This is a genomic window from Reyranella sp. (assembly GCF_965228225.1).
Lineage (GTDB): Bacteria > Pseudomonadota > Alphaproteobacteria > Reyranellales > Reyranellaceae > Reyranella.
The window spans coordinates 841,532-862,341 of sequence record NZ_OZ245801.1; the positions used below are offsets into that span (position 1 = coordinate 841,532).

Below are 20,810 nucleotides of genomic sequence, written 5' to 3' on the forward strand. Positions count from 1 at the left end.
GCCGATGGCACGCACCAGAACGATCAAGCTTGGGCTTACCCCGTACGTTCATGAGGGAGCGACGCCATGAGCCGCGGCCGTCGCTGGAGCGCCGACGATGCGGCGCAGCTTCGCCGGCTGGTCGCCGCCGGCGAGACCGATGCGCGGATCGGGGAGGCGATGGACCGCCATCCCGACATGATCCGCCGTCAGCGCCGCGCCGCCGGCCTCGCGCCCGGCCAGTCGCGCGCGGCCACGATCATGATGATGCGGGTGAACCGCCGGCGGCTCGGCAAGAAGGTCGCCGGCAAGTACGACACGGAGAGCCCGTGATGGCCGCGCGACCCACGCACTACAGCGAGGCGCTGGCCGCCGAAATCTGCCGCCGCCTGGCCGACGGCGAGCTGCTGTGCGACATCTGCCGCCCGGCCCGTATGCCCAGCCGCGACACGGTGCGCCGCTGGCAAAGCGAGCACGGCCCGTTCCGCGACCGCTACGCCGCCGCCCGCGACCAGCAGGCCGACGCGCTGGCCGAAGAAGCGATCCACATCGCCCGCAACGCCGATGTCGACAGTGTGGCCGTCTGCCGGCTCCAGATCGACACGATCAAATGGCTCATCGCCAAGATCGCGCCGCGGCGCTACGGCGACAAGGTGCTGCCCGACGCGACCGTGAGAGTGTCGATCGGCGACGCGATCGAGAAGGGGCGGGAACGGGTGGCGCGGTTGCGGGCGGGGTGAGGGCGGTCGCCTGTGAGACAAAGGTCCCTCACTGCGTTCGGGATGACAATTGTGTTGGGATTTGCGCAGTGCGCCGATCAAACAAACGGTGTCATCCCGAACGTAGTGAGGGACCTTTCTCTTCCGCGAACAAGCGAACCGCAACGGCCCTCAGGGCGACATGTGATCGCCCTGAGGGTCTCCGAGAGTTTTCTCAGATGCGCTCGATGATGATCGCCGGGGCCATGCCGCCGGCGGCGCACATCGTGACGAGACCGAACTGCTTGTCCTGCCGCTCGAGCTCGTCGAGGACGGTGCCGATCAGCATGGCGCCGGTCGCGCCGATCGGGTGGCCGAGCGCGATCGAGCCGCCGTTGACGTTGACCTTGTCGCGATCGAGATCGAGATCGCGCACGAACTTCTCCGAGACGACGGCGAAGGCCTCGTTGATCTCCCAGAGGTCGATGTCGCTCGCCTTGAGACCGGCCTTCTCCAGGACCTTGCGGGCCGCCGGCACCGGCGCGTTGAGCATCAGCTCGGGGCTGTCGCCCATGTTCGCCATGGCCACGACGCGGGCGCGCGGCTTGAGGCCATGGGCCTTGGCATAGTCGGGCGACGCCAGCAGCACGGCGGCCGAGCCGTCGACGACGCCGGAGGAATTGCCGGCATGATGGACATGCTCGATCTCGAGGCCGGGATAGGCCTGCAGGATCAGCGAGCGATAGGTCATGCCCTTGTCGTCGAGCGGGATGTCGGCCATCGCGGCGAAGGCGGCCTTGAGGTTGGCCAGCCCCTCGCGCGTGGTCTGCGGACGCGGATATTCGTCGCGATCCAGGGCCAGCGTGCCGTCTTCCTTGTAGACCGGGATCAGGGACTTGGCGAAACGGCCCTCGGCAATGGCGATCGCCGCGCGCTGCTGGCTGATATAGCCCGCCTCGTCCAGCGCCTGGCGCGGGATCTTCTCCAGCGTGGCGATGGCATCGGCGCAGATGCCCTGGTGCGTCTGGGGATGATGCAGACGCAGGCGCAGATTGCCGTTGTCCATGACCGGCGGCCCGCTGCCGCGGCTGCGATCCATCGACATCATCTCCGTCCCGCCGGCGACCACCAGGTCTTCCATGCCCGACTTGATGCAGGCGGCGGCGAGGCTCACGGCACTGATGCCCGAACCGCAGAAGCGGTCGATCGTGATGCCGCTCGCCTTGACGTCATAGCCGGCATCGAGGGCGGACATGCGACCGAGATCGCCGCTCTGCTTCGAGACCTGGGCGGCCGTCCCCCAGATCACGTCGCCAACTTCCTTCGTGTCGATCTTGTTGCGGTCGGCGATCGCCTTGAGGACGGTCGCGCCGAGCTGCTGCGGATGAACCTCCCACAGCGCGCCCTTGCCGGCCTTGCCGACGCCGCGCGGCGTGCGGCAGGCATCGATGATCCATGCTTCGGTCATTGTTCTGTCCTTTCCCGGTCCCGGTTCAGCGTGGCGCCATGCGGATGGCGCCGTCGACGCGCACGTCTTCGCCATTGAGATAGCCGCAGGTGATCATCGTATGGGCGACCTGGGCATATTCCTCGGGGCGTCCCAGACGCTTGGGGAACGGCACCGAGGCGGCCAGCGCCGCCTTGACGTTGTCCGGCGCCCGCGCGAGCAGCGGCGTGTCGAAGATGCCGGGCAGGATCGTGTTGCAGCGAATGCCCTCGTTGGAGAGGTCGCGCGCCACGACCAGCGTGATGCCGACGACGCCGGCCTTCGAGGCCGTATAGGCGACCTGGCCGATCTGGCCGTCCTCGGCCGCGACCGAGGCGGTGTTGAGGATCACGCCACGATCGCCGTCGGCCTGCGGGGCCAGCGTCAGCATGCCCGCCGCCGACTTGGTGATGCAGCGAAACGTGCCGATCAGGTTGACGTTGATGATGCGCTCGAAGTTCTCCAGCGGATATTCCTTGGGAGACCCGGTGGTCCGGTCGAGCGATGCGGTCTTCTGGGCGCCGCCGCCGACACCGGCGCAGTTCACCAGAATGCGCTCCTGCCCGTGGGCCGCCCGCGCCTTCGCGAACCCGGCCTCGACCTCTTCGGTCGACGTCACGTTGACCTTGCAGAAGACGCCGCCGATTTCCTGGGCGAGCGTCTCGCCCTGTTCCGCGTTGAGGTCGAAGATCGCGACCTTCACGCCGTGCGAGGCCAGCATGCGCGAGGTGGCGGCGCCGAGGCCGGACGCGCCGCCCGTAACGACCGCGGCCACTGTCTTGTCGAGTTGCATGAGCGAAGAGTCCCCCGGGGATATGATTTCGTGAGTGGGTCGCGAAGATTGTTAGAGCATCGCGACCGCGCTTGGCCAGAGGTGTGGGTCCGCTTCTCGAAACGTGGAACCGCGATTCGAAAGCGACGACGCTAAGCCAGCGAGCAAAAACTCTTCCTTCTCGTTGATCTGGTCGTCAGCAAAAGGGGCGTCAGTTTCCGAGTCGCGATAAAGGCTCGTGTGGTTGCCGAGCATATCCAAACTAACGTTCGAGTGCCCTAAGGACCGCTGTTGTGGTTTCATCGGTTGCGGTCGCCTCAATCAACTCAAGCTCTTTAGAAATCGCCGTCCCCGCCATATGTTGGAGGCGGAAGAATAGCATTTTCTCTTCTCTACTTAATCGGGATTTACCGGAGTGAACAATATTGGATCGCACCTCGTATATTCTTCGTAACTCAGCCATCGAGGCAGTGCGCTCCTTAGGGGTCTTCGATACGAGGTAAGCGTACCGGCTCGCTATGAGCTCATTGATCCCGAGCAAGTGAGAAACTTTTTTATCGCCGAAGACTATCTCTAAGACGACCATTGCCTGAACGAACGCTAGCAATTCATTTTGCCTTGAGTAACTGTCGAAATGCCACTGCGCGGCGGACATCAACTGGCTTGTGTCGAGCGTTGAATCATACGCGGCAGCTATTCGGCGCATCCTGCTACTTGACCAAAACGACCTTGCTTGTGGCGGAAAGTCACTATCGTTCTCCCTCAGTTGCATACGAGACACACCCTGCGCGATGCCGTCATCCAATCGATAGCTCGTATGATAAACCCACCTTGGTTCCGGTGTTTGTCGATGGACGACCGCCAACTTCCATTTCGTACTGGGATGGGTCGAAACACCAGCGCTCAGTAGGTTCACCGCCAATCCAAGTCCAAGGAACGACTTAGCTTGGCTCTGCGCAGCGTGGGCCGCAAGAGAGTTGCCGTACTGTCCAATATAGCCTTCGCTCTGCGTTTGAATGTAAATGCCGTCAGCCTCCCACTCCCAGGGAGGTATCGCTGACTCTAGCATCACCGCGAGCAGGCTTTGATACTGTGATTTAGGAGGAAGGGGGAACTCCGTCGCCATTTGCATTGAACTTCGCAAAAGCCGCAGGTTTGACCTTCCGACCCGATATTCGTCAAAAAGGCCCAGGAGGTTGGACATCGCGCTCGGCAATGCAAATGTTGTGCGGTAATTCCAAGGTAAGCTCTCGAAGCTATCGATGATCTCTCTCGCGATTGTTTCTGGATCTTCGAACCCCTCAAGCGCAATGAGCCGAGGATCTGATCTCTGCTGGAATTCACGAAGCTGCAGCTTCAATTCGATTTCGCCGACAATGAAGTCGGAACAGGTCAAGTCGCCCAGAGCTGAGACAATGAGCTCGCGAGCTGGACCACTAGTTGGAAGAACACGGTCGATTGCACCCAATCCTTGGGTGGTTGAATAGTCTAAGTATTTTCCACCTTTGGTGCCTACTCCGCGTAGTTCTTCTGCAAGCACTTTACACATCTGTTGAAGGCAACGCGGGTCTAACCCAAGAGGCATGCTACAACGCCTTTCTAGATATGGAGCACCGGTCGCCGGCGCCGCGCCAACGGCAGTATTACCCCCGTCATCGGAGCGAACAACCGTTAGTGAGCTAGCCTCTCCGTTTGCCTTGGACCAGCAGCAGAGCATACGTCGTTGCAAGTTCCATCACGGCGACCTTTGTTGCCATTCCGATGAATGGCCAACTGCCTCTCTGGGTGTGTGCGCGCGTTGATTGGCGGTGAATTCTGGAGGAATCACACCTCAGGTCTGGGACGAGTTCCGGGCCATTCCCCCGCCGCCCTACGTCGCAGTTCCCTAAGTAACTAGCGCCGATATTCAACTCGGTTATGGGAATATATGAATAGGGCTTGGAAGTAATCGATGCCTTCGGCTCACGGCCATCCGGGAACCTTGCTTACGGCTTTCCCGGCAACTCGATGGCGCAAATTGTCTTCGCGTAATCGGCACTAGAGTGATTTCACTACGTAGGCAATTCGGAACCTTCAGGCGAGTGGCCAGCCCTCAGTATCGCTTCCCAAAAGCCGTACGCTCACTCAGTCATCGATTTCCTGCCCCAGCCGGGCCAGCCGGGTACGTGCGGCGGTGCGGGTTTTGTCGCGACGGTGCTTGTAGGCGAGCAGGTCTTCCGCCCGGAGGCGGCGATGGGTGCCGATCTTGTGGTGCGGGATCTCCTTGGTCTCGAGCAGCTTCACGAGGAACGGCCGCGAGACTTCGAGCATGTCGGCGGCCTGTTGGGTGGAGAGATCCGCGCCGGACGGCACGAGGGTGACCGCGTCGCCCTTGCCGATGGCCTCCAGGAGATCGAGCACCAGGCGGGCGACCGCCGGCGGAAGGTCGACGTCGGCGCTCTTGGCTCCCTTCTTCACGTGAAGCGAGAGTCCGCCGCGCTTCTCCCGATGACTCGCCAGGATAGTACCGGCCTTGGCGGCTTTCTCGGCTTCGTTGGGCGTCGGGAGGCGTTCGGAAAGCGAGTCATCGGGGGGCATCGGGATCTCCAGTTGGTCGGTGTCGGGGCTCAGGAAGCAACACCATAAACGAAATAAGCGAAATAGTCGAAACATTCGAAATGAATGTCGCAGGGACGGGGAGGGGCCGGAATCGGCGGGCCGGGCGCGCGAATTGCGGTTGACATACAAAGGCCGGAAAAGGGCGCGCACGTTCTTTCGTCACGGCCACCTCGAAGAAGCGTCCGATTGCGGGCCGCAGTCGGTGATTCGCACACGCGCTTTTGATGCTTCTGGGCACCCGGGCCTGTGGTACCCATACAACCAGAAGTCGACCCAGTTCGGGGATGGCCTGGTGAGTTTGAAAGAAAACGACCTCATCGGCATGTTCTATGACGCGGCGCTGGGAAAAGTATCCTGGAACGATGTTGGCATTGGGCTCGCTGACATCCTGCAGGGCACGACGCTCAACCTCTTCGTAACCGACCCCTCAGGGCACGACGTTGATCTCGTGGCCGCCCACCACCTGGACATGCAGGATCTACAAAGATATGCGCGGGAGTTCGCCCCGCACGATCTCTGGACGAACGCCGCCCTTGGTGGCCGCCTTTTCAATCAGGGACTTATCGGGTCCCAGATCGTGCCGGATAAGACCCTCCGCCGAAGCGTGTTTTATAACGAGTTCCTCAGGGACAAGTACGACAGCTTTCGCTTTCTGGGCGCCATGCAGCGGATGGAGGGTGGTGGATTCACCGTAATAAGCACGCACCGAACCAGCGATGCGCCGGATTTCGATCCGACGTCTCAGCGTACATTGACCCGTCTGCTGCCCCATCTCGGCCGGTCGATGGAGGTGCGCAAACATACGCAGTCACCGGGCTTGTCGGGTGCCTTCATCCAGACGCTTCAGAAATCGACACAGGGCATTCTGTTCCTCGATGCGCGTGGGCGGATCCTGTGGGCCAATATTGCAGGCGCGCGCATACTCGCGGAGCAGGATGGACTGCAACAGACGTCTCAGGGTCTGATTGCCGGCACTGCGAAGGAAACCAGAATGTTGCTGGACCTCGTCCGGTCCTGCTCCTCGGCTGTGGCCAGCGGCCCAGCATCCGCGGGAGGTTATATCTCTATTGGCCGTTCATCCGGACGCTACTCATATCGGTGCCTGGTGACGCCTGTTGGTCATGAAAAGGGTACTCTCTTTCCCGGTGACGTAGCGGCACTCTTCTTTGTCGTGGATCCCGAACAGCCCCCGGTCATCGAACCGGATCAGTTGAGAAAGCTGTTCGACCTTACGCCCGCGGAAGCACGGGTGGCGGCCGGACTCGCCATGGGCGAGCGACTTCCAGTCGTGGCGCGCCGCCTCGGTATTTCCCACGACACTGCGCGCACACTGCTTGCGCGAGCGACGGGGAAGATGGGCTCCGACGGACAGATACACCTGGTACGAACCATCCTGACGTCCGTACCGGGGCTGCGCGGGCCGCGTCGGTAGGACCGTGGACCATTCGCAAGCCGAATGGTCGCCGTGTCGTGGCCTCCGCGATAAGATACCAGCTCGGCGTCTTCCAGATCGGAGCAGGCCGGAAGAAATCGAACAGGCTACTGCCGCTTCAACAACCCCATGGACCGGCCGGCGGTCTTGTGAACGTAGCTGAACACGAGCTCGTTGGTGCCTCGTAGCGTGTAGTCGGTACTGACGTTCGAGCCTGAGGTCGTCAGCTTTCCGCCCACAATCTTGGCGGTAATCTTTCTGTTGCCGGCCTTGACCGGATACTGACCGCCCATTGATCCATTGACGTAGGTGATTTGCGCGGAGCCATCGGGCGATATGCTGTTGACGATCGTTGCAATGCATAGCCCGGTGTCCATCTTGCCTATCCATACCCCGGAGAATCCGCGGAGTGTTTCCGGGACATCGGCTCCGGGCGGTTGGACGGTGTACTCAACGGTCTGCTCGCAGGCCTGAAGGCTGGCGGCATGAGCGGCCATTCCAGCACCAAGCAGTGGTCCCGCAATAGCCATAGCGACAATGAATGCCCGCACGTGAAGTCTCCCGACGGCTATGGGCTCCTCCCGATGATTTCGAGCGTTATGCGCTCAGTTGGCCGCGCGGGAGCCCTTTACGAGGCACGCTGGAGAGCTAGCTTGCTAACGGCTCCGGTTTGTCACCCGAATGGATGATGAAGTGACAATGTCACTCGGACGAAAGCTGCATAGCTGCGTCCCCAATCCCGACGTGATGCCAAGGTGCCAGTCCGAAATGCCGGTCGGTGTTCGAGGGTGTCCTGGTGAGCGACACATAGGAGACCGGCTGGAGGACGGCGCTCGACACATAAAGGCCGGAAAGCCCGCCCATGGTCCTGTCCCATGGCCACCAGTTCGATCGAATGGACGAACGCGACCTGGAATCCGGTCGCGGGCTGCACGGTTCTGTCGCCGGGCTGCACCAACTGCTACGCGATGCGCCTGGCCGCGCGGCTCGAGGCGATGGGCATGGCGAAGTATGCCGGGCTGACGCGCCCGTCCGGCGGCCGGGCGAAGTGGACGGGCGCGGTGCGGCTCGATCGCGCGGCGCTGGGCGTGCCGGTGGGCTGGAAGAAGCCGCGCATGATCTTCGTCAACTCGATGTCGGACCTCTTCTGGGAGGCCGTGCCGGAGTCGTTCGTGGCCGATGTCTGGGACGTCATGGCGCGGACGCCGCATCACACCTACCAGATCCTCACCAAGCGGCCCGAGCGCATGGAAGAGCTGACGGCGCGGCTGCCGCTGCTGCCCAACGTCTGGTTGGGGACGAGCGTCGAGAATGCCGACCATCTCTTCCGCATCGATCATCTTCGCCGCGTGCGGGCGGCCGTGCGCTTCCTGTCGCTGGAGCCGCTTCTGTCGTCGCTGGTTTCATCGGGTCCGGGCGGCATCGATCCTGGTGGACTCGATCTGAGGGGGATCGACTGGGCCATCGCGGGCGGCGAGTCCGGTCCCGGGGCGCGGCCGGTCGATCCGTCCTGGGTGCGCGAGATCCGCGACGCCTGCGGGGCGCAGGGCACGGCGTTCTTCTTCAAGCAGTGGGGCGGGACGAACAAGAAGAAGCAGGGCCGCCTGCTCGATGGCCGGACCTGGGACGAGTTTCCGGCGGCGGGCGTGCGGGCGGCTTGAGCCGCGTCATCGATCGGCGCCGACGGGCGCAACGAAACCGGGCTGCGCTCGTTACGCGCCACACCCTGAACCCCGGGAGCTCGCATGAGCGGTTTGTTCGATTTCGTGAAGACCATCGGCCGGAAGATCTTCGGCGACGACGAGGCCGATCCTTCGGCCAAGATCAAGGCCGAGATCGAGAAGGCCAATCCCGGCATCAAGGATCTGGGCGTGTCGTTCAAGGACGGCGCCGTCTCGCTCACGGGCAGCGGCCCGGCCGAAGCGCTGCAGAAGGCCATCCTGATGGCGGGCAACATTCTGGGCGTGAGCGAGGTCAAGGTCGACGGCGCCCAGGTCGCCTCGATCGACGACGGCACGCAGTATTACATCATCAAGTCGGGCGACACGCTGTCGGCCATCGCCAAGCAGTTCTACGGCGATGCCAACACCTATCCGAAGATCTTCGAAGCCAATCGCGAGGTCATCAAGGACGCGAACCTGATCTTCCCCGGCCAGAAGATCCGCATTCCCAAAGCCTGAGAGGGCGTTCCGCGCACGAACCTTGTCGTTCGAGCCCCCCTGCGTGCAAGAACCGTGAAGGTCGACCGGCCCGTGTGACCGAAACGGTCGATCGTCGCGGGGGAATAGGCGCGGGGGGCAAGACGCGGTAAGAAGCGTCGATGTCCGATATCGAAACGCTCCGCAAATCGCTGGCCCTCTCGTCCGAGGGGCTGCCGCCCGAAGAAAAGAAGAAGATGGCGGTCGACGCCATCACGACGATCATCGACGCGCTCGGCCGGGGCGTCGGCCCGTTCGGCGAATGGGAACAGCGCTGCCTCGCCGCCGCGATCATCGCGCTGCGCGCCGGCAAGAACGACGAGTCCCGTTCGCTGGCCCGCCGCGCCATCTGGCCCGAAGAGAACCGCCGCAATTCCGGCGTCGCCCGCCTGCTGCTGCGCCCCGGCATGCTCACCCTGGACGAGCTCACCCGCGAGCTGAACGTCGCCGTCGCCATGCCCTCGCGTCGCGTCCGGCCGGTCGAATAGCGTCCCGTTACAATTGATACAAAAGAGGCGCCGGAGCCCCCGCACCTCGTGATATCCTGGGGGCAGCGGTTTTTGCGAGGGTAGCGGTGCGCAGGGACGACAGGAAGCTTGCCGAGCTCGAGACCAATCTCAACCGGTTGCGCGACGATCTCAACGATCTGTCGAAGGCGCTGAACGTCAATCCGCGCAACACCAGCCTGGTGATCCGGCGGGTCAACCTGATGGGCCGGATTGTCGCCACCCAATCCAATGTCGAGCAGCTGCGCGGCACCCTGCGCCACGCCTGAGGCGGATCAGCCGCCCAGGCCGCGCTTGCGGCGGCAGTCCTCGAGCTGGCGGATCGCCGCGCCGACGTCGGTCAGCGGGAATTCGTAGTCCTGCGTCTCGACGCCCACCAGCCCTTCGCGGCCGCCCTTGCGCAGGCCCGAGAGTTCGGCCTCGCCCAGCCAGGCGATGCTCCAGCCGCCGACGCCGACGCCGCTCAACTGGTTGCCGCCGCCATTGCCGAAGCCCTTGCCGTCGATCTGGAAGGAGCCTTCCCAGTCCTTCGTCCCCTTCATCGGCACCGCGACCTGCCACTGCCGCGAATCGCCCGGCTGCACGAGGTCGACGCCGATGCGGACCCGGCGGCCGCCGGCATTCGAATCGGCCACGCAGTACATGAAGGTCTGGCCGCTGCGTGCCGCCCGGATCCGCCAGGGGCCGGCCTCGCCCCAGGGCTTCTCGAACTTGTCGTTGGCGACGATGTCATAGCCGCCATACTCGTTGGGCGCCGCCAGCTGGCCGTTGGTGCAGCGGCTGGCGAGCCGGCGGATATGGGTCGACGCGCCCTCGACCTCGGTGCGGTCGGTCTTCAGGCACCAGTCGACATGCGCCTTGGTGACGGCATGTACGCCCTTGCCCAAATCCTGGCAGGCCGGGTTGATGGCGATGGCGTCCTTGGCCGCGGTCGCCGCTGCCGCCGCATACTGCTGGCAGAACGTGGCGTCGCCCGGCTCGGCCTGCGCGCCGCCGGGAAGGCCGAGGAGGGCGAGCATCGTCGCCGCAGAAAGCAGGTCTTTACGCATTATCGGTCGGTTCCGTCGTCGCTTATTGGTGGGAGGATACGCAGCCGTCGATCCGGGCACTCATCGTGTCGGGATCGCCGAGGTCGAAGCTGCGCGTGACGTTGCGCGCGGGGAGCTGCACGTCCAGGCGCTTCGATTCGAAGAAGACGTCGGTGAAGCCGTTCTCCAGCACCGGGCTCCACAGCCGGTCGGGCGAGCGCTGGGCCATCGCGAAGGTGAAGCGCTTGCCGCTGGGCCTGAGCACGATCACGGCCTCGTCCCGGGCACCGGCCGTGCCGGTACCCGGCAGGATCAGGTGGCGCTGTCCGTCGTCGCCGAAGCTCATGCGCAGACCCTGATTGTCCGGGCCGATGGTGTCGGCAAGGCAGTGCACGAACCTGCCCTTGTCGTGCACGATGCTGATCTCCCAGCCGCCGAACGTGCCGATCTTCTTGGTCTGCGCCGCCGCGGGCGCGGCCGCGCCCAAGGCACCGACCATCGATCCCAGCACCAGAAGACCCAGCGAACGCCGAACCATCGCAACCTCCCCCGAGGAGGTTCCTATGCCACGAATGTGCCCGCCGCTGCAGCCGGATCCTGTTGCCCTCGCGCGCCACATCGGCCAGAACAGGCGCGGGTGTCCGCACATCGGTACGGGCAGGGACTAGCGCTGGTCGGGCCGCCAGCGGTCCCTTTTCCGTGCGAGACCCATGACCCGCAATCCCCACGTGCGTCCGACCCTGCTGCGCCGCTTCATCGACAACGAGGCCTCAGGCGGCATCGTTCTCATGGCGGCCGCGGCGCTGGCCCTGATCGTCGCCAATTCGGCCCTGGCCCCCACCTATTTCGCCGCGCTCAAGGCCTATGTCGGGCCGCTCAGCGTCTCGCACTGGATCAACGACGCGCTGATGGCGGTGTTCTTCCTGCTGGTCGGGCTGGAGATCAAGCGCGAGATCGTCGACGGCCAGCTCTCGACCTGGTCGCGCCGCATTCTGCCCGGCCTCTGCGCCGCCGGCGGCATGGCGGTGCCGGCGCTGATCTTCGCCGGGCTCAACTGGAACAACGGCGAGGTGATCCGGGGCTGGGCGATTCCCACCGCGACCGACATCGCCTTTGCGCTGGGCGTGCTGTCGCTGTTCGGCAACCGCGTGCCGGCCTCGATGAAGGTGTTCTTGACCGCGCTGGCGATCATCGACGATCTCGGCGCCGTGCTGATCATCGCCGTCTTCTACACCGGCAATCTCGACCTCGCTGCGCTGGGGGGCGCGGCCGCTGTTCTCGTGGCGCTGCTGGCGCTCAACCGGTTCGGGGTGCGGGCGCTGTGGCCCTATCTGATGCTGGGCGCAGTCCTGTGGCTGCTGGTGCTGCTGTCGGGCGTCCACGCCACGGTCGCGGGGGTGGCGCTGGCGCTTACCATCCCGCTCGGCCGGCCGGCACCGGGCGGACGTGAGCCCGCGGAGAGCTCGCCGCTGCACACGCTCGAGCATGCCCTGATCAAGGTGGTGCCGTTCTTCATCATTCCGGTCTTCGGCTTCGCCAATGCCGGCGTGTCGTTCGCGGGCTTCGGCCTGGGCGCCTTCACCGATCCGCTGACGCTGGGCGTCGCCGGCGGGCTGGTCGTGGGCAAGGTGATCGGCGTCTGGGGCACCGCCATGGCGACCGTGAAGCTGGGCTTTGCCGACGGCCCGACCAATGCCGCGCCCTTGCACGTGCTGGGCGTGTCGCTGCTCTGCGGCATCGGCTTCACCATGAGCCTGTTCATCGGCCTGCTGGCCTTCCCCGAGAGTCCGGCGCTGCAGGACGGGGTCAAGATCGGCATCCTGCTGGGCTCGTTCGTCTCCGCGCTGCTCGGGACTCTGGTCCTGCTCATGAGCCCGCGCCCGGGCGGCGCCGAGGCGAGGGCCTTCTGAAGTGGGCCGCTGCGGCCTCCTCGCCCCGGTCCGGACGTTGTGCGACGGGGAACGGGTTGAAACCGGCGGTGGACTCCGGGGGCGAATTTTCCCGCGTCGTTTCCTTTGCATCTTCTTCATGCACGCTGCTAGAAGACGGTCATTCTCTCTCAGGACACCGAAGGCATGCCGCTCCATTGGACGATCGACTCGCGGGCGAAAATACTGGTCGCCACCGGCGACGGCCCCATCGTCCTCGACGACATCAACCGCATGCTGGACGTGATCGTCGGTTCGAACATCCTGGGCTATCGCAAACTGTTCGATGGCCGTCTGGCGGTGACGGAGATGGAGCCCACGCATCTGCTCTCCATCGGCGTTCGGCTTCGATCGATCCACGAGGCCGCCGGCAGCGCGCTCGGTCCGCTCGCTCTCGTCGTGCGTGACGAGAACTACTGGCAGGTGGCGCGGGTGTTGGGAATCCTGGCCGTCCCCAAACGGCCGATGCGCGTGTTCAAGCACGCGGCGAAGGCTCGCACCTGGCTCGACTCGCCCGCCATCATTGCCCGCACGCCCGGCTGACGCGGGCCGGCGGCTGGTCGTAGAAATCGACCTGCATCCGCATCCGGCCGAGCGGCTCGACATGATGCGGCTGCTGCGGCTCGATCAGGCCGGGGCGGTCCGGCCTCAGGATCGTCCCGTCGCCGCCGGCACCGGGGCCATCGTCGAGGACCAGCCGGACCTCGCCCTCGAGCACGCGGATCACGCCCCACACGCCGTCCTTCGTCCGGTGCTCGCGCCGCAGCGCCGCGGGCAGCGTCGTCTCGTCGAACACCGGCGTGGATCTGTAGGGGGTAGGCATGTCGTGCCTAGGCGGCGAGCCTGATGTCATCCGCGTGCTCGGGATAGGGCGCGGTCGGCGTGGTGACCGGACGGCCGGCCAACTCGCTGGCGAAGCCGTGGTTGACGTCGCGGTGATGGGCCTCGTCGGCGCGCACCACCAGCACCACGTCGCGCAGGGTGGCGTCGTCCGGCAGCTTCCAGTAGTGCCGCGCGATGGCGGGCGCGGGGACGTTGGGCGTGCGGCCCTCGTCCAGCTCGGCCAGGAAGTGGGTGTAGCTGATCACCGCCTCCTCCTCGAAATAGCCGACGACGCGGTGCGCCGTGCGCGCGCTCACCAGATAGAGCGCGAAGAAGGCGAGATAGAACACCCACTGCACGCCCAGCACCACCAGGCGCTCGAACAGCGTGGGCTTGGCCACCTCGATGAATGTCATGAGGTGCATGCGCTCGTTCTCGGCTTCTTCCATGAGCGTGCGGATCCAACCTTTGTCGTCGCACATGTTCCTGAGGCAGCGCAGATGGGTGAGCGTGGCGCCGACCATGCCCGGCACCGCCGCGACCGTCTCCAGCACGATGGCGCGATGGCCGTAGCGCCGGGCGAAGAAGGTGTCGGCACAGAAGCGCAGGGTCTTGGTGAAGCCGAGCGCCAGGCGGTCGCTGACGCCGCGCGCCTCGTGGTGCAGGGCGGGATCGACGGCGGGGATGGGCGCGGTGACTGGGGCGGTGACGGTCATGACACTTCTCCTTCTCAACCTATGCCCTGGAGCGCGCGGCTGCCGAGCGCCAGCTTGAAACTCTCCGCGATGCGGGCGGCCTTGGCCTGCAGCGAGCGCGCGGCGGCGGGCGGCATTTCCGCCTCGGTGGCCTCGCGCCACAGCACGAGCCAGCGGTCGAACATGGCGGGCGTGATGCGCGCGCGGTGCTTGAGATGGGCCGCCATCGGCGAGCCCTTGTAGCGGCCGCTGGTCAGCATCAGCGACGACCAGAAGGCGGCGAGCTTGTCGAGGTGGTGGGGCCAGTCGCCGATCGCGTCGTCGAAGACCGGGCCGATCAGCGCGTCGGCGCGGACGGCGGCATAGAAGCGGTCGACCAGCCGGGCCAGGCTCTCTTCGTCGACGCCGTCGATCTCATCAAACGCCAGGCCGCTCATCGCCTCGCTCCAATCATGTATCTGCGATACATCTATGGCGGGCGGCTAAACATGTAAAGAAGATACATGTATTGTGAACGCCCGTTCGCCACCGTGTCGCAGGGACCCACGACCAGATGCGCCTGACCCGTTACACCGACTACGCGCTGCGCGTGCTCACCTATCTCGGCACCCAGCCCGACCGCGTCTGCTCGATCGCCGAGATCGCGCGCGGCTATGGCATCTCGCAGAACCACCTGATGAAGGTGGCGCACGACCTGGGCAAGGCGGGCTACATCGAGGGCGTGCGCGGCCGCGCCGGCGGCATCCGCCTCGCCCGGGCACCCGACAAGATCAACGTCGGCGCCGTGGTGCGCCAAACGGAAGACGGCTTCGCCCTGGTCGACTGCGACACCTGCGCCATCGCCCCGGCCTGCGAACTGACCCGCGTCCTCGACGAGGCGCTGGCGGCGTTCATGGCCGTGCTCGACCGCTACACGCTGGCCGACCTGCTGAAGCGGCAGACGAAGCTGCTGCGGTTGTTGGGGGCGGGGTAGGGGCGTGCGGCCCGGCCGACCGGCTGCCGGGTGAGACGCGAACCGTGCCCGCGGGACTCGTCGATGCCTACAGTTGAAGGGGCTGCGCGGGAGGAGGGCAGCTCTCTGCCGTGGTCCGCAGGAAGGAGCCATCCGGGTTGATGCAGCTCAGCTCTCGAACCGGCGGCGTCGCGGGCTCGGTGGCTGGCGGGGACGACGAAGCGGGGACGACGGGCGCAGGCGCCACCGAAGGAGTCGTTGTCGTCGTGACCGGCGGGGGAACGTTCTGTATGGGCAGTGGCGTGACGGCGCCGCACCGTTGCTCGGCAAGCGTGGCCAGATACTGCTGACGGGCCTGCAACGCGGCGACTTCCTTGGGAGCGGCCCCCTGGAAGTCCATGGCAAACAAGAGCGGCCAGATGATGAGACCGGCAACGCCGGCGGCCACGTTCTGCGCAACCTTGGCGCCTTCCTCGCTGCCGAGTTCGATCACCTTCTTGTTGTTGGCCTGAACCTCGGCGTTGATCGCCGCGCAATCCATGTAACGGTCCTGAGCCTGAACGACCGCAACCGGAGCCGGCGCCCGTCCGGCACATGCGGACACGACAAAGGCTGCCCCAAGGACACCCAATAGCTGAATTTTCATTAGTTTCTCCCCCCGAGCGTTCATCTACGGGGAATCCGCGCGGCCATACAACCATAAAGAATGACATGGACGGAAATTCGCCATTAACGCGAAACGCCGGTGCAACGGAAGATCCTTCAGCCGCCCTTCGCCGCAAAGGCATTTTCTTCCGCAGAATGTGCGGAGAAGGAGCGTCCCAGTCACCGCACCCAGAGCCCGCTGCGCCGCCTGTCTACGTTCGCTGGAAGAGGAGATTCGAGACGGAGTCGGTCGAGAGCATCGTGGCGACGGCCACGAGGGCCGGGCCGAGAGCGAGCCAGGGGAAGCGCGTCTTCCGCCACAGGTCCAGACCCAGGGCGGCAATGCACGGCGGCAGGATCCCGAAGTAGACGATCGTTGCCAGAAGCTCGGGCCCTCCGGACGCCGAAGCGATGAGGGCGAACGACGCGATCGCCAACAATGGCAGCGCCGCGTGCCACATCAGGGCGATCCAGACGATGAAAAGCGCCGAGAGGATCCACGTCCCCCATCGCTGCATCTTCGGGTTCACGAGGACGACGCCCATCGCGCGCGAGCCTCGTTCCGGATCGGCAGGCCAAGACCGCCCACGACCATCGGAGCCAGGGAGGACAGCGAGAGTTTCGCGAGCGAGCGGCGCGAGCTCAGTATTTCGTGTCGCCGCCGCCGCTGGCGGCGCCGCGGGCCGAGTCTTCCTTGATGCGCTGCATGAGCATGGTCGACGAGCTGGTCGTGCCGTTCCAGGTCGCGTTGACGTTGGAGCGGACGCCCATGTAGCGCTCCGACGCCGCGCCGGTGGCGCCGGGGTTGCCGCCGGTCGGGCCGGCCGTGCCGGTGTCGGCGGTGCCGCTGCAGCCGGCCAAGGCCAGCAACAACGCCACGAACGGCATCTTCTTCATCGACATGCGAACCTCCAGGAAAGAGCTGTGGGGCCTGCCAACAGGCGGCGGCCGGCGACGTTGCATGGTTTCCCGCGGGCGCGGCGTTGGCAAGGCCGTTGGCGGCACGGCATCGCCTGTGTAGACAGCACGCGTCATGACGAACGGCGATCCCGGCTCCGGCCCCCCTGCCGGCCGACGGCGGCTGGTGCGCTGGGCGGCCTCGTCGGCGACGCTGGGCTTCCCGCAGGCCGCGGCCCCGGTCGCCTTCGCGCTGCTGGCCGTCGGCCTGGGCGGCGCGGCGAGCGGCGGCGCCGCCATGATCCTCGCGATGACCCTGGCGCAGGTGGCGGGCGCGCTGCCGCTCACACGGCTCGGCCGGGCGCTGCCGATGGCCACCTTCCTGAAGCTGCTGCTGGCGGCCCGCACCGCGGCCCTGGTGGCGATCGCGCTGGGCGCGGCCTTCGGCCTGTCGCTGCCGGGACTGATCGCGCTCGCCGCCGCCGCCGGCCTGGTGAACGGCGCCGCCGCCGGCACCCTGCGCGCCGTCCTCAACCAGCTCGCGCCGGTCTCGGGCATGTCGCGGGCGCTGGGGATCGCGGCCACGCTCAACGAACTCACCTTCGTCGCCGCGCCGGTGGTGGCCTCGGGCCTCGGCTCGGTCTCGCCGGTGTTCGGCATCGTCGCGATGGCGGCCGTGGGTGCGCTGCCGGCGCTGCTGATCCCGAACCTCGGCCCGGCCTCGGCGCCCGAAGAAATCCCGCGCGACCGAACCTCGATCCTGAGTCCGCCGATCCTGCTGTGGCTCGCCTGCACGATGGCCGGCGGCGCGACCGTGGCCGCCGTCGAGATCGGCGCCGTCGCGCTGGCGCTGGCTTTCGGCTACGAGCCGGCGCTGGCGATCCTGTTCACGGTGCCGCTGTGCCTCGCCTCGGTGGCGGGCGGCATCTGGGTCAGCGTGCGCAACCGGCGGCCGTCGCGCCGCACGGTGATGGCGCAGCTGCTGGTGATGTGCGCCGGCTCGGCGCTGGCGGCGGCCGGCCTCTCGGTGGCCGCGACGCTCGTGGGCGCGGTGCTGATCGGCCTCGTGCTGGCGCCGCTGGCGACCCACTACTCGCTGATCCTCGACACGCTGGCGCCGCCGCACCGCCGCCCGGAAGTCTTCGCCCTGATGCGCACCGCCAACGCCTGCGGCGTCATCCTCGCCAGCGCCTTGCTGACGGCGGCCTCGCTGCCGACCGCCCTGCTCGCGATCACGGGGGTGATGGTAGCGGCGACGGTGGCGGTGGGCGTGGCGGGGGTGAGGGGGCGCGATCGGTCGGCGGCGCGAGTGGGGGTGTCGGGGAAGTCAGGCGACACTTAGGCGATTGGCGTCGCGGAAGGAGTCTGATCTGCTTTACTGATCACACCTGCTGACGCGGCATACTAAGCTGTTGAGATTATTGGGCGGGGTAGCTGGAGTGTCGTCAACCACCAGATCCAATGCGGAATCTGTTGCGTAGCGCAAGTCCAATTAGGAAGAGAAGCAGCAGACTTAGAGCGCTTTGGCCGTACGCGAGCAACTCCCCGTACAGACTGAATGACTTGCCGTCGATGTATAAGGCCTTGACGGCTTTTTCCCGCAGCAGCCATTTGTCCGAGCCGAGCAATAGAGTGGCGTTCGTCGCTGCCAGTACTAGCACAGGAGCAAACTTGGGTAAGAGTTCGGACCAAGTGGCAACAAATGCTTGGGCGATAGATAAGAATGATATGAGAGTGAGCACTAGTAGGCACGCAACTGGTTTGATGATACTGCGGCCATATTCAGATATCCAATCATAGGCAAGGTCGAGAAGAATACGGCCATACCCTCTGTATTCATGCCAGCGTTTTGCTCTCTGCTCCTGGATGAAAAAATTGAGCTCAAGCTCATGATCCTTTGCCTCGAACGCGAGCTGCTTAAGGCGCCTGTATTTGGCTCCGTCTCTCTGATTTTGAGCCAGTTTGAAGAGGCGGCCGGCTAGCGTTGGAGCGCGTGCGTAACCGATGTCCACATGGTGAAAGCTTGGCGGAACAGCGAAGAATGTAGAGCGGAGATCAGGCACTCGATCGAAAGTCGAATCGTCAAAGCCGGTGCGAGGGCCATTGAACCGCGAAGCAACGAAGCGGCAATCGCTAAGGAATTCAGCGTAGAAGAAATGAACGCGTCCCTGAAGTGTGGCGCTGTCGAGCGAGAAGCCGTGTCGCAACTTTGCGTAACTAAAGAACAAGTCTCCATTCGCGCGAATGCCCTTGAAGTCAGCGAAGCCTTCGAATCTCGCACGTCTAAATTCCCCGCCCTTTTCGAAAGCCGCATAGGGAAATGCCGCACTTCCATTAAACCGTGCGTCAGCGAAGTTTGCCTTCTGTGAGAAATTTGCGCCCCCGAAATCTGCCTCCGCAAATTTGGCACCTTGAAATTGGGCTCTGCCCGCGAAGCTTGCCTGTGTAAATCTTGCTTCGTCGTGAAATCGCGCATTCTTGAAAACTGCTTGTTGACGAAATACAGCCTTTTGAAAGCGGGCGGGCTCTCGGAATACTGCTCCCTCAAATGTGCAAAATTGAGGAAACTGGAACCCTGAGAAATCGATATCGTCCAGCGTGACTTCTGAGAAGTCTGCGTGCGAGCGGGTCCCTTCTGGACCGCTCCGCATCCACTGATTCCACGCTTCGGCGCCGAGTTTGGCTCGTTGAATATCTTCGTCGTTTGCCATCGCATTGGCTGCCATGATTCAAAATGCTTGACGCCAATATAATGTGAAAAAAAGTAGTGCGAATAGTGCATTATTATTGTTTGGGTTGTAGTTGGTGATTTGTCGCTGAACGTACTGCGCCTGGTGAAATCCGCGAGCTAGGCAGCAGGCCGAGCGCGCCACCAGCTACGCTCACCCCGCCAGCCGGTAACTCGTACTCCTCCCGCCCGCGTCCTCGCGTTCGAGAATCCCCCGTGACACCAGATCGGTGATGTCGCGCAGCGCCGTGTCGGGCGAGCATTTTTCGATCTTGGCCCATTTGCTCGACGTCAGCTTGCCGGTGAAGCCGTCCAGCAGCCGGTTGAGCATGTCGTGCTGGCGCGGGTTGAGCGCAGCGTCGGCGTGTGTGCGCCAGAACGCGGCCTTCGCGAGGACCTTGGCGAGAACCCGGTCGGCGCCCTCGAAGGCACGCTCGAGGCATTCGAGGAACCATCGTATCCAACTGGTGATGTCGAGCGAGCCTTTCTGCGTGGCTTCCAGCTGGTCGTAATAGGCGTTCCGTTCCAGGCGGATCTGGGCGGACATGCTGTAGAAGCGCTGCGGGCTCTGCTCGGAGCGCGCCAGCGCCATGTCGGCGACGGCGCGCGCGATGCGGCCGTTGCCGTCGTCGAACGGGTGGATGGTGACGAACCAGAGATGCGCGACGGCCGCCTTGATGACCGGGTCGCCGTCGTGGGGCGCGTCGAACCAGTCGAGGAAGGACTGCATCTCGGCGTCGAGGCGCGGGGCTGCCGGCGCCTCGTAGTGGACGCGCTCCCGGCCCAGGGGACCGGAGACGACCTGCATCGGGCCGCCGCTGTCGTCGCGCCACCGGCCGACATTGATCCGGCTGATGCCGCTATAGCCGGTCGGGAAGAGAGAGGCGTGCCAGCCGAACAGGCGCGGGGCGGTCAGCGGGGCTTCGAAATTCTGCGTGGCGTCGAGCATCATTTCGACCACGCCCTCGACATGCCGGTCGGTGGGGGCGAGCGCCCCGATGTCGAGGCCGAGGCGTCGCGCGATCGAGGACCGGACCTGATCCTTGTCGAGCATGTCGCCTTCGATCTCGCTCGACTTGAGCACGTCTTCGGTCAGTGTGTGGAGGACGGCCTCTTCCCGGAGCCGGAAGCCAAGCCCCAACATCTGGCCGATGAGGCGGCCCTGGCGATGGCGGACACGCGCCAGCAGCGTGGCCAGCTCATCCTGCCGCCAGGTGAAGCGGGGCCAGTCCGGGTGCTGGTGAATGTAGTCGACCATAATCTCCGCAATATATGCGGCGATTATGACATCTGTTTGCCGCAACGGCAATTTTCGCCGCACAGTCTGCGGAGAATAAGCGCCCTATTCACCGCATGTCTGCGGCCCCGACTCCTCGCCCCTGCGTTCGAAATCGCACACACTACGCAATTGTTGCCCCTCGCCGGATGCGCCATAGGAAGGCGTGT

26 protein-coding genes are annotated in these 20,810 nt (G+C 64.8%); 11 read left to right on the plus strand and 15 right to left on the minus strand.

From position 1 onward, the window contains the following. Nucleotides 1-66 precede the first annotated feature (66 nt). Together ACO07K_RS04010 and ACO07K_RS04015 are read left to right on the plus strand one after the other, a co-directional pair. Complete coding sequence (locus ACO07K_RS04010; protein ID WP_422034601.1) at nt 67-312, plus strand: hypothetical protein; 246 nt, start codon at nt 67-69, stop codon at nt 310-312. Continuing rightward, nucleotides 312-719: a hypothetical protein gene (locus ACO07K_RS04015; RefSeq protein ID WP_422034602.1), complete on the plus strand. Its 408-nt coding sequence runs from the start codon at nt 312-314 to the stop codon at nt 717-719. Before ACO07K_RS04010 ends, ACO07K_RS04015 begins: the two co-directional genes overlap by 1 nt. Nucleotides 720-912: 193 nt before the next feature. Here ACO07K_RS04015 and ACO07K_RS04020 read toward each other — a convergent pair whose 3' ends face one another. The 4 genes from ACO07K_RS04020 to ACO07K_RS04035 all read right to left on the minus strand — a co-directional run bounded on the left by ACO07K_RS04020 (nt 913) and on the right by ACO07K_RS04035 (nt 5,512). Further along, on the minus strand, nt 913-2,145 hold the full coding sequence (locus ACO07K_RS04020; protein ID WP_422034603.1) for an acetyl-CoA C-acetyltransferase: 1,233 nt from the start codon (nt 2,143-2,145) through the stop codon (nt 913-915). Nucleotides 2,146-2,170: 25 nt separating this feature from the next. Continuing rightward, entirely contained in the window at nt 2,171-2,956 is a 786-nt protein-coding gene (locus ACO07K_RS04025) for an SDR family NAD(P)-dependent oxidoreductase (protein WP_422016374.1), read from the minus strand. 241 nt (nt 2,957-3,197) lie between these two features. Beyond that, entirely contained in the window at nt 3,198-4,475 is a 1,278-nt protein-coding gene (locus tag ACO07K_RS04030) for a hypothetical protein (RefSeq protein WP_422034604.1), read from the minus strand. A 584-nt stretch (nt 4,476-5,059) separates the two neighbouring features. Next, nucleotides 5,060-5,512, minus strand: a complete 453-nt coding sequence (locus ACO07K_RS04035) for a helix-turn-helix domain-containing protein (protein WP_422034605.1) — start codon at nt 5,510-5,512, stop codon at nt 5,060-5,062. A gap of 313 nt (nt 5,513-5,825) precedes the next feature. Here ACO07K_RS04035 and ACO07K_RS04040 point away from each other — a divergent pair, with 313 nt between their 5' ends. Further along, complete coding sequence (locus tag ACO07K_RS04040; RefSeq protein ID WP_422034606.1) at nt 5,826-6,965, plus strand: hypothetical protein; 1,140 nt, start codon at nt 5,826-5,828, stop codon at nt 6,963-6,965. 107 nt (nt 6,966-7,072) lie between these two features. On the opposite strand, the gene ACO07K_RS04045 is transcribed toward ACO07K_RS04040, so the two are convergent. After that, the gene (locus ACO07K_RS04045) at nt 7,073-7,516 is read right to left on the minus strand and encodes a hypothetical protein (protein ID WP_422034607.1); all 444 of its coding nucleotides are present in this window, start codon (nt 7,514-7,516) and stop codon (nt 7,073-7,075) included. Between the two features lie 324 nt (nt 7,517-7,840). Between ACO07K_RS04045 and ACO07K_RS04050 the strand changes: the two genes are divergently transcribed. From ACO07K_RS04050 to ACO07K_RS04065, 4 genes are all read left to right on the plus strand, one after another. Beyond that, nucleotides 7,841-8,626: a DUF5131 family protein gene (locus ACO07K_RS04050; protein WP_422034608.1), complete on the plus strand. Its 786-nt coding sequence runs from the start codon at nt 7,841-7,843 to the stop codon at nt 8,624-8,626. 84 nt (nt 8,627-8,710) lie between these two features. Next, the gene (gene lysM / locus ACO07K_RS04055) at nt 8,711-9,145 is read left to right on the plus strand and encodes a peptidoglycan-binding protein LysM (protein WP_422034609.1); all 435 of its coding nucleotides are present in this window, start codon (nt 8,711-8,713) and stop codon (nt 9,143-9,145) included. 140 nt (nt 9,146-9,285) lie between these two features. Next, nucleotides 9,286-9,651, plus strand: coding sequence for a hypothetical protein (locus tag ACO07K_RS04060; RefSeq protein WP_422034610.1), 366 nt, complete (start codon nt 9,286-9,288; stop codon nt 9,649-9,651). Between the two features lie 86 nt (nt 9,652-9,737). Further along, complete coding sequence (locus tag ACO07K_RS04065; RefSeq protein WP_422034611.1) at nt 9,738-9,938, plus strand: hypothetical protein; 201 nt, start codon at nt 9,738-9,740, stop codon at nt 9,936-9,938. Between the two features lie 6 nt (nt 9,939-9,944). Here the strand turns inward: ACO07K_RS04065 and ACO07K_RS04070 are convergent, their stop codons facing one another. Together ACO07K_RS04070 and ACO07K_RS04075 are read right to left on the minus strand one after the other, a co-directional pair. Beyond that, nucleotides 9,945-10,718 (minus strand): hypothetical protein, encoded by a 774-nt coding sequence (locus tag ACO07K_RS04070; protein WP_422034612.1) that lies wholly within the window; start codon nt 10,716-10,718, stop codon nt 9,945-9,947. A 22-nt stretch (nt 10,719-10,740) separates the two neighbouring features. Next, nucleotides 10,741-11,235, minus strand: a complete 495-nt coding sequence (locus ACO07K_RS04075; protein WP_422034613.1) for a hypothetical protein — start codon at nt 11,233-11,235, stop codon at nt 10,741-10,743. Nucleotides 11,236-11,407: 172 nt separating this feature from the next. Between ACO07K_RS04075 and nhaA the strand changes: the two genes are divergently transcribed. Both nhaA and ACO07K_RS04085 read left to right on the plus strand, forming a co-directional pair. Next, nucleotides 11,408-12,607, plus strand: coding sequence for a Na+/H+ antiporter NhaA (gene nhaA / locus ACO07K_RS04080; protein ID WP_422034614.1), 1,200 nt, complete (start codon nt 11,408-11,410; stop codon nt 12,605-12,607). 165 nt (nt 12,608-12,772) lie between these two features. Beyond that, nucleotides 12,773-13,168 (plus strand): hypothetical protein, encoded by a 396-nt coding sequence (locus ACO07K_RS04085; RefSeq protein WP_422034615.1) that lies wholly within the window; start codon nt 12,773-12,775, stop codon nt 13,166-13,168. Here ACO07K_RS04085 and ACO07K_RS04090 read toward each other — a convergent pair. Genes ACO07K_RS04090 through ACO07K_RS04100 form a run of 3 tightly spaced genes read right to left on the minus strand, consistent with a single transcriptional unit; the run spans nt 13,146 to nt 14,579 of the window. Next, complete coding sequence (locus tag ACO07K_RS04090) at nt 13,146-13,448, minus strand: DUF1971 domain-containing protein (protein WP_422034616.1); 303 nt, start codon at nt 13,446-13,448, stop codon at nt 13,146-13,148. The two genes, ACO07K_RS04085 and ACO07K_RS04090, sit on opposite strands and share 23 nt — an antisense overlap. A 7-nt stretch (nt 13,449-13,455) precedes the next feature. Further along, the gene (locus tag ACO07K_RS04095; RefSeq protein WP_422034617.1) at nt 13,456-14,163 is read right to left on the minus strand and encodes an alternative oxidase; all 708 of its coding nucleotides are present in this window, start codon (nt 14,161-14,163) and stop codon (nt 13,456-13,458) included. A gap of 14 nt (nt 14,164-14,177) precedes the next feature. Continuing rightward, on the minus strand, nt 14,178-14,579 hold the full coding sequence (locus ACO07K_RS04100) for a group III truncated hemoglobin (protein ID WP_422034618.1): 402 nt from the start codon (nt 14,577-14,579) through the stop codon (nt 14,178-14,180). 116 nt (nt 14,580-14,695) lie between these two features. On the opposite strand from ACO07K_RS04100, the gene ACO07K_RS04105 reads away from it, so the two are divergent. Then, a complete protein-coding gene (locus ACO07K_RS04105) occupies nt 14,696-15,115 on the plus strand; it encodes an Rrf2 family transcriptional regulator (RefSeq protein ID WP_422034619.1) in 420 nt (139 codons plus the stop codon). 67 nt (nt 15,116-15,182) lie between these two features. On the opposite strand, the gene ACO07K_RS04110 is transcribed toward ACO07K_RS04105, so the two are convergent. From ACO07K_RS04110 to ACO07K_RS04120, 3 genes are all read right to left on the minus strand, one after another. Next, nucleotides 15,183-15,740, minus strand: a complete 558-nt coding sequence (locus ACO07K_RS04110) for a hypothetical protein (RefSeq protein ID WP_422034620.1) — start codon at nt 15,738-15,740, stop codon at nt 15,183-15,185. A gap of 211 nt (nt 15,741-15,951) precedes the next feature. Continuing rightward, nucleotides 15,952-16,284 carry a hypothetical protein gene (locus ACO07K_RS04115; protein ID WP_422034621.1) on the minus strand — a complete coding sequence of 111 codons (333 nt, stop codon included), beginning with the start codon at nt 16,282-16,284 and terminating at the stop codon, nt 15,952-15,954. A 97-nt stretch (nt 16,285-16,381) separates the two neighbouring features. Next, the gene (locus ACO07K_RS04120) at nt 16,382-16,642 is read right to left on the minus strand and encodes a hypothetical protein (RefSeq protein ID WP_422034623.1); all 261 of its coding nucleotides are present in this window, start codon (nt 16,640-16,642) and stop codon (nt 16,382-16,384) included. Nucleotides 16,643-16,772: 130 nt separating this feature from the next. Between ACO07K_RS04120 and ACO07K_RS04125 the strand changes: the two genes are divergently transcribed. Further along, nucleotides 16,773-17,978, plus strand: a complete 1,206-nt coding sequence (locus ACO07K_RS04125; RefSeq protein WP_422034624.1) for an MFS transporter — start codon at nt 16,773-16,775, stop codon at nt 17,976-17,978. Nucleotides 17,979-18,081: 103 nt separating this feature from the next. Here ACO07K_RS04125 and ACO07K_RS04130 read toward each other — a convergent pair whose 3' ends face one another. Both ACO07K_RS04130 and ACO07K_RS04135 read right to left on the minus strand, forming a co-directional pair. Next, nucleotides 18,082-19,362: a pentapeptide repeat-containing protein gene (locus ACO07K_RS04130; protein WP_422034625.1), complete on the minus strand. Its 1,281-nt coding sequence runs from the start codon at nt 19,360-19,362 to the stop codon at nt 18,082-18,084. 156 nt (nt 19,363-19,518) lie between these two features. Beyond that, complete coding sequence (locus ACO07K_RS04135; RefSeq protein WP_422034626.1) at nt 19,519-20,622, minus strand: Fic family protein; 1,104 nt, start codon at nt 20,620-20,622, stop codon at nt 19,519-19,521. Nucleotides 20,623-20,810 lie beyond the last annotated feature (188 nt).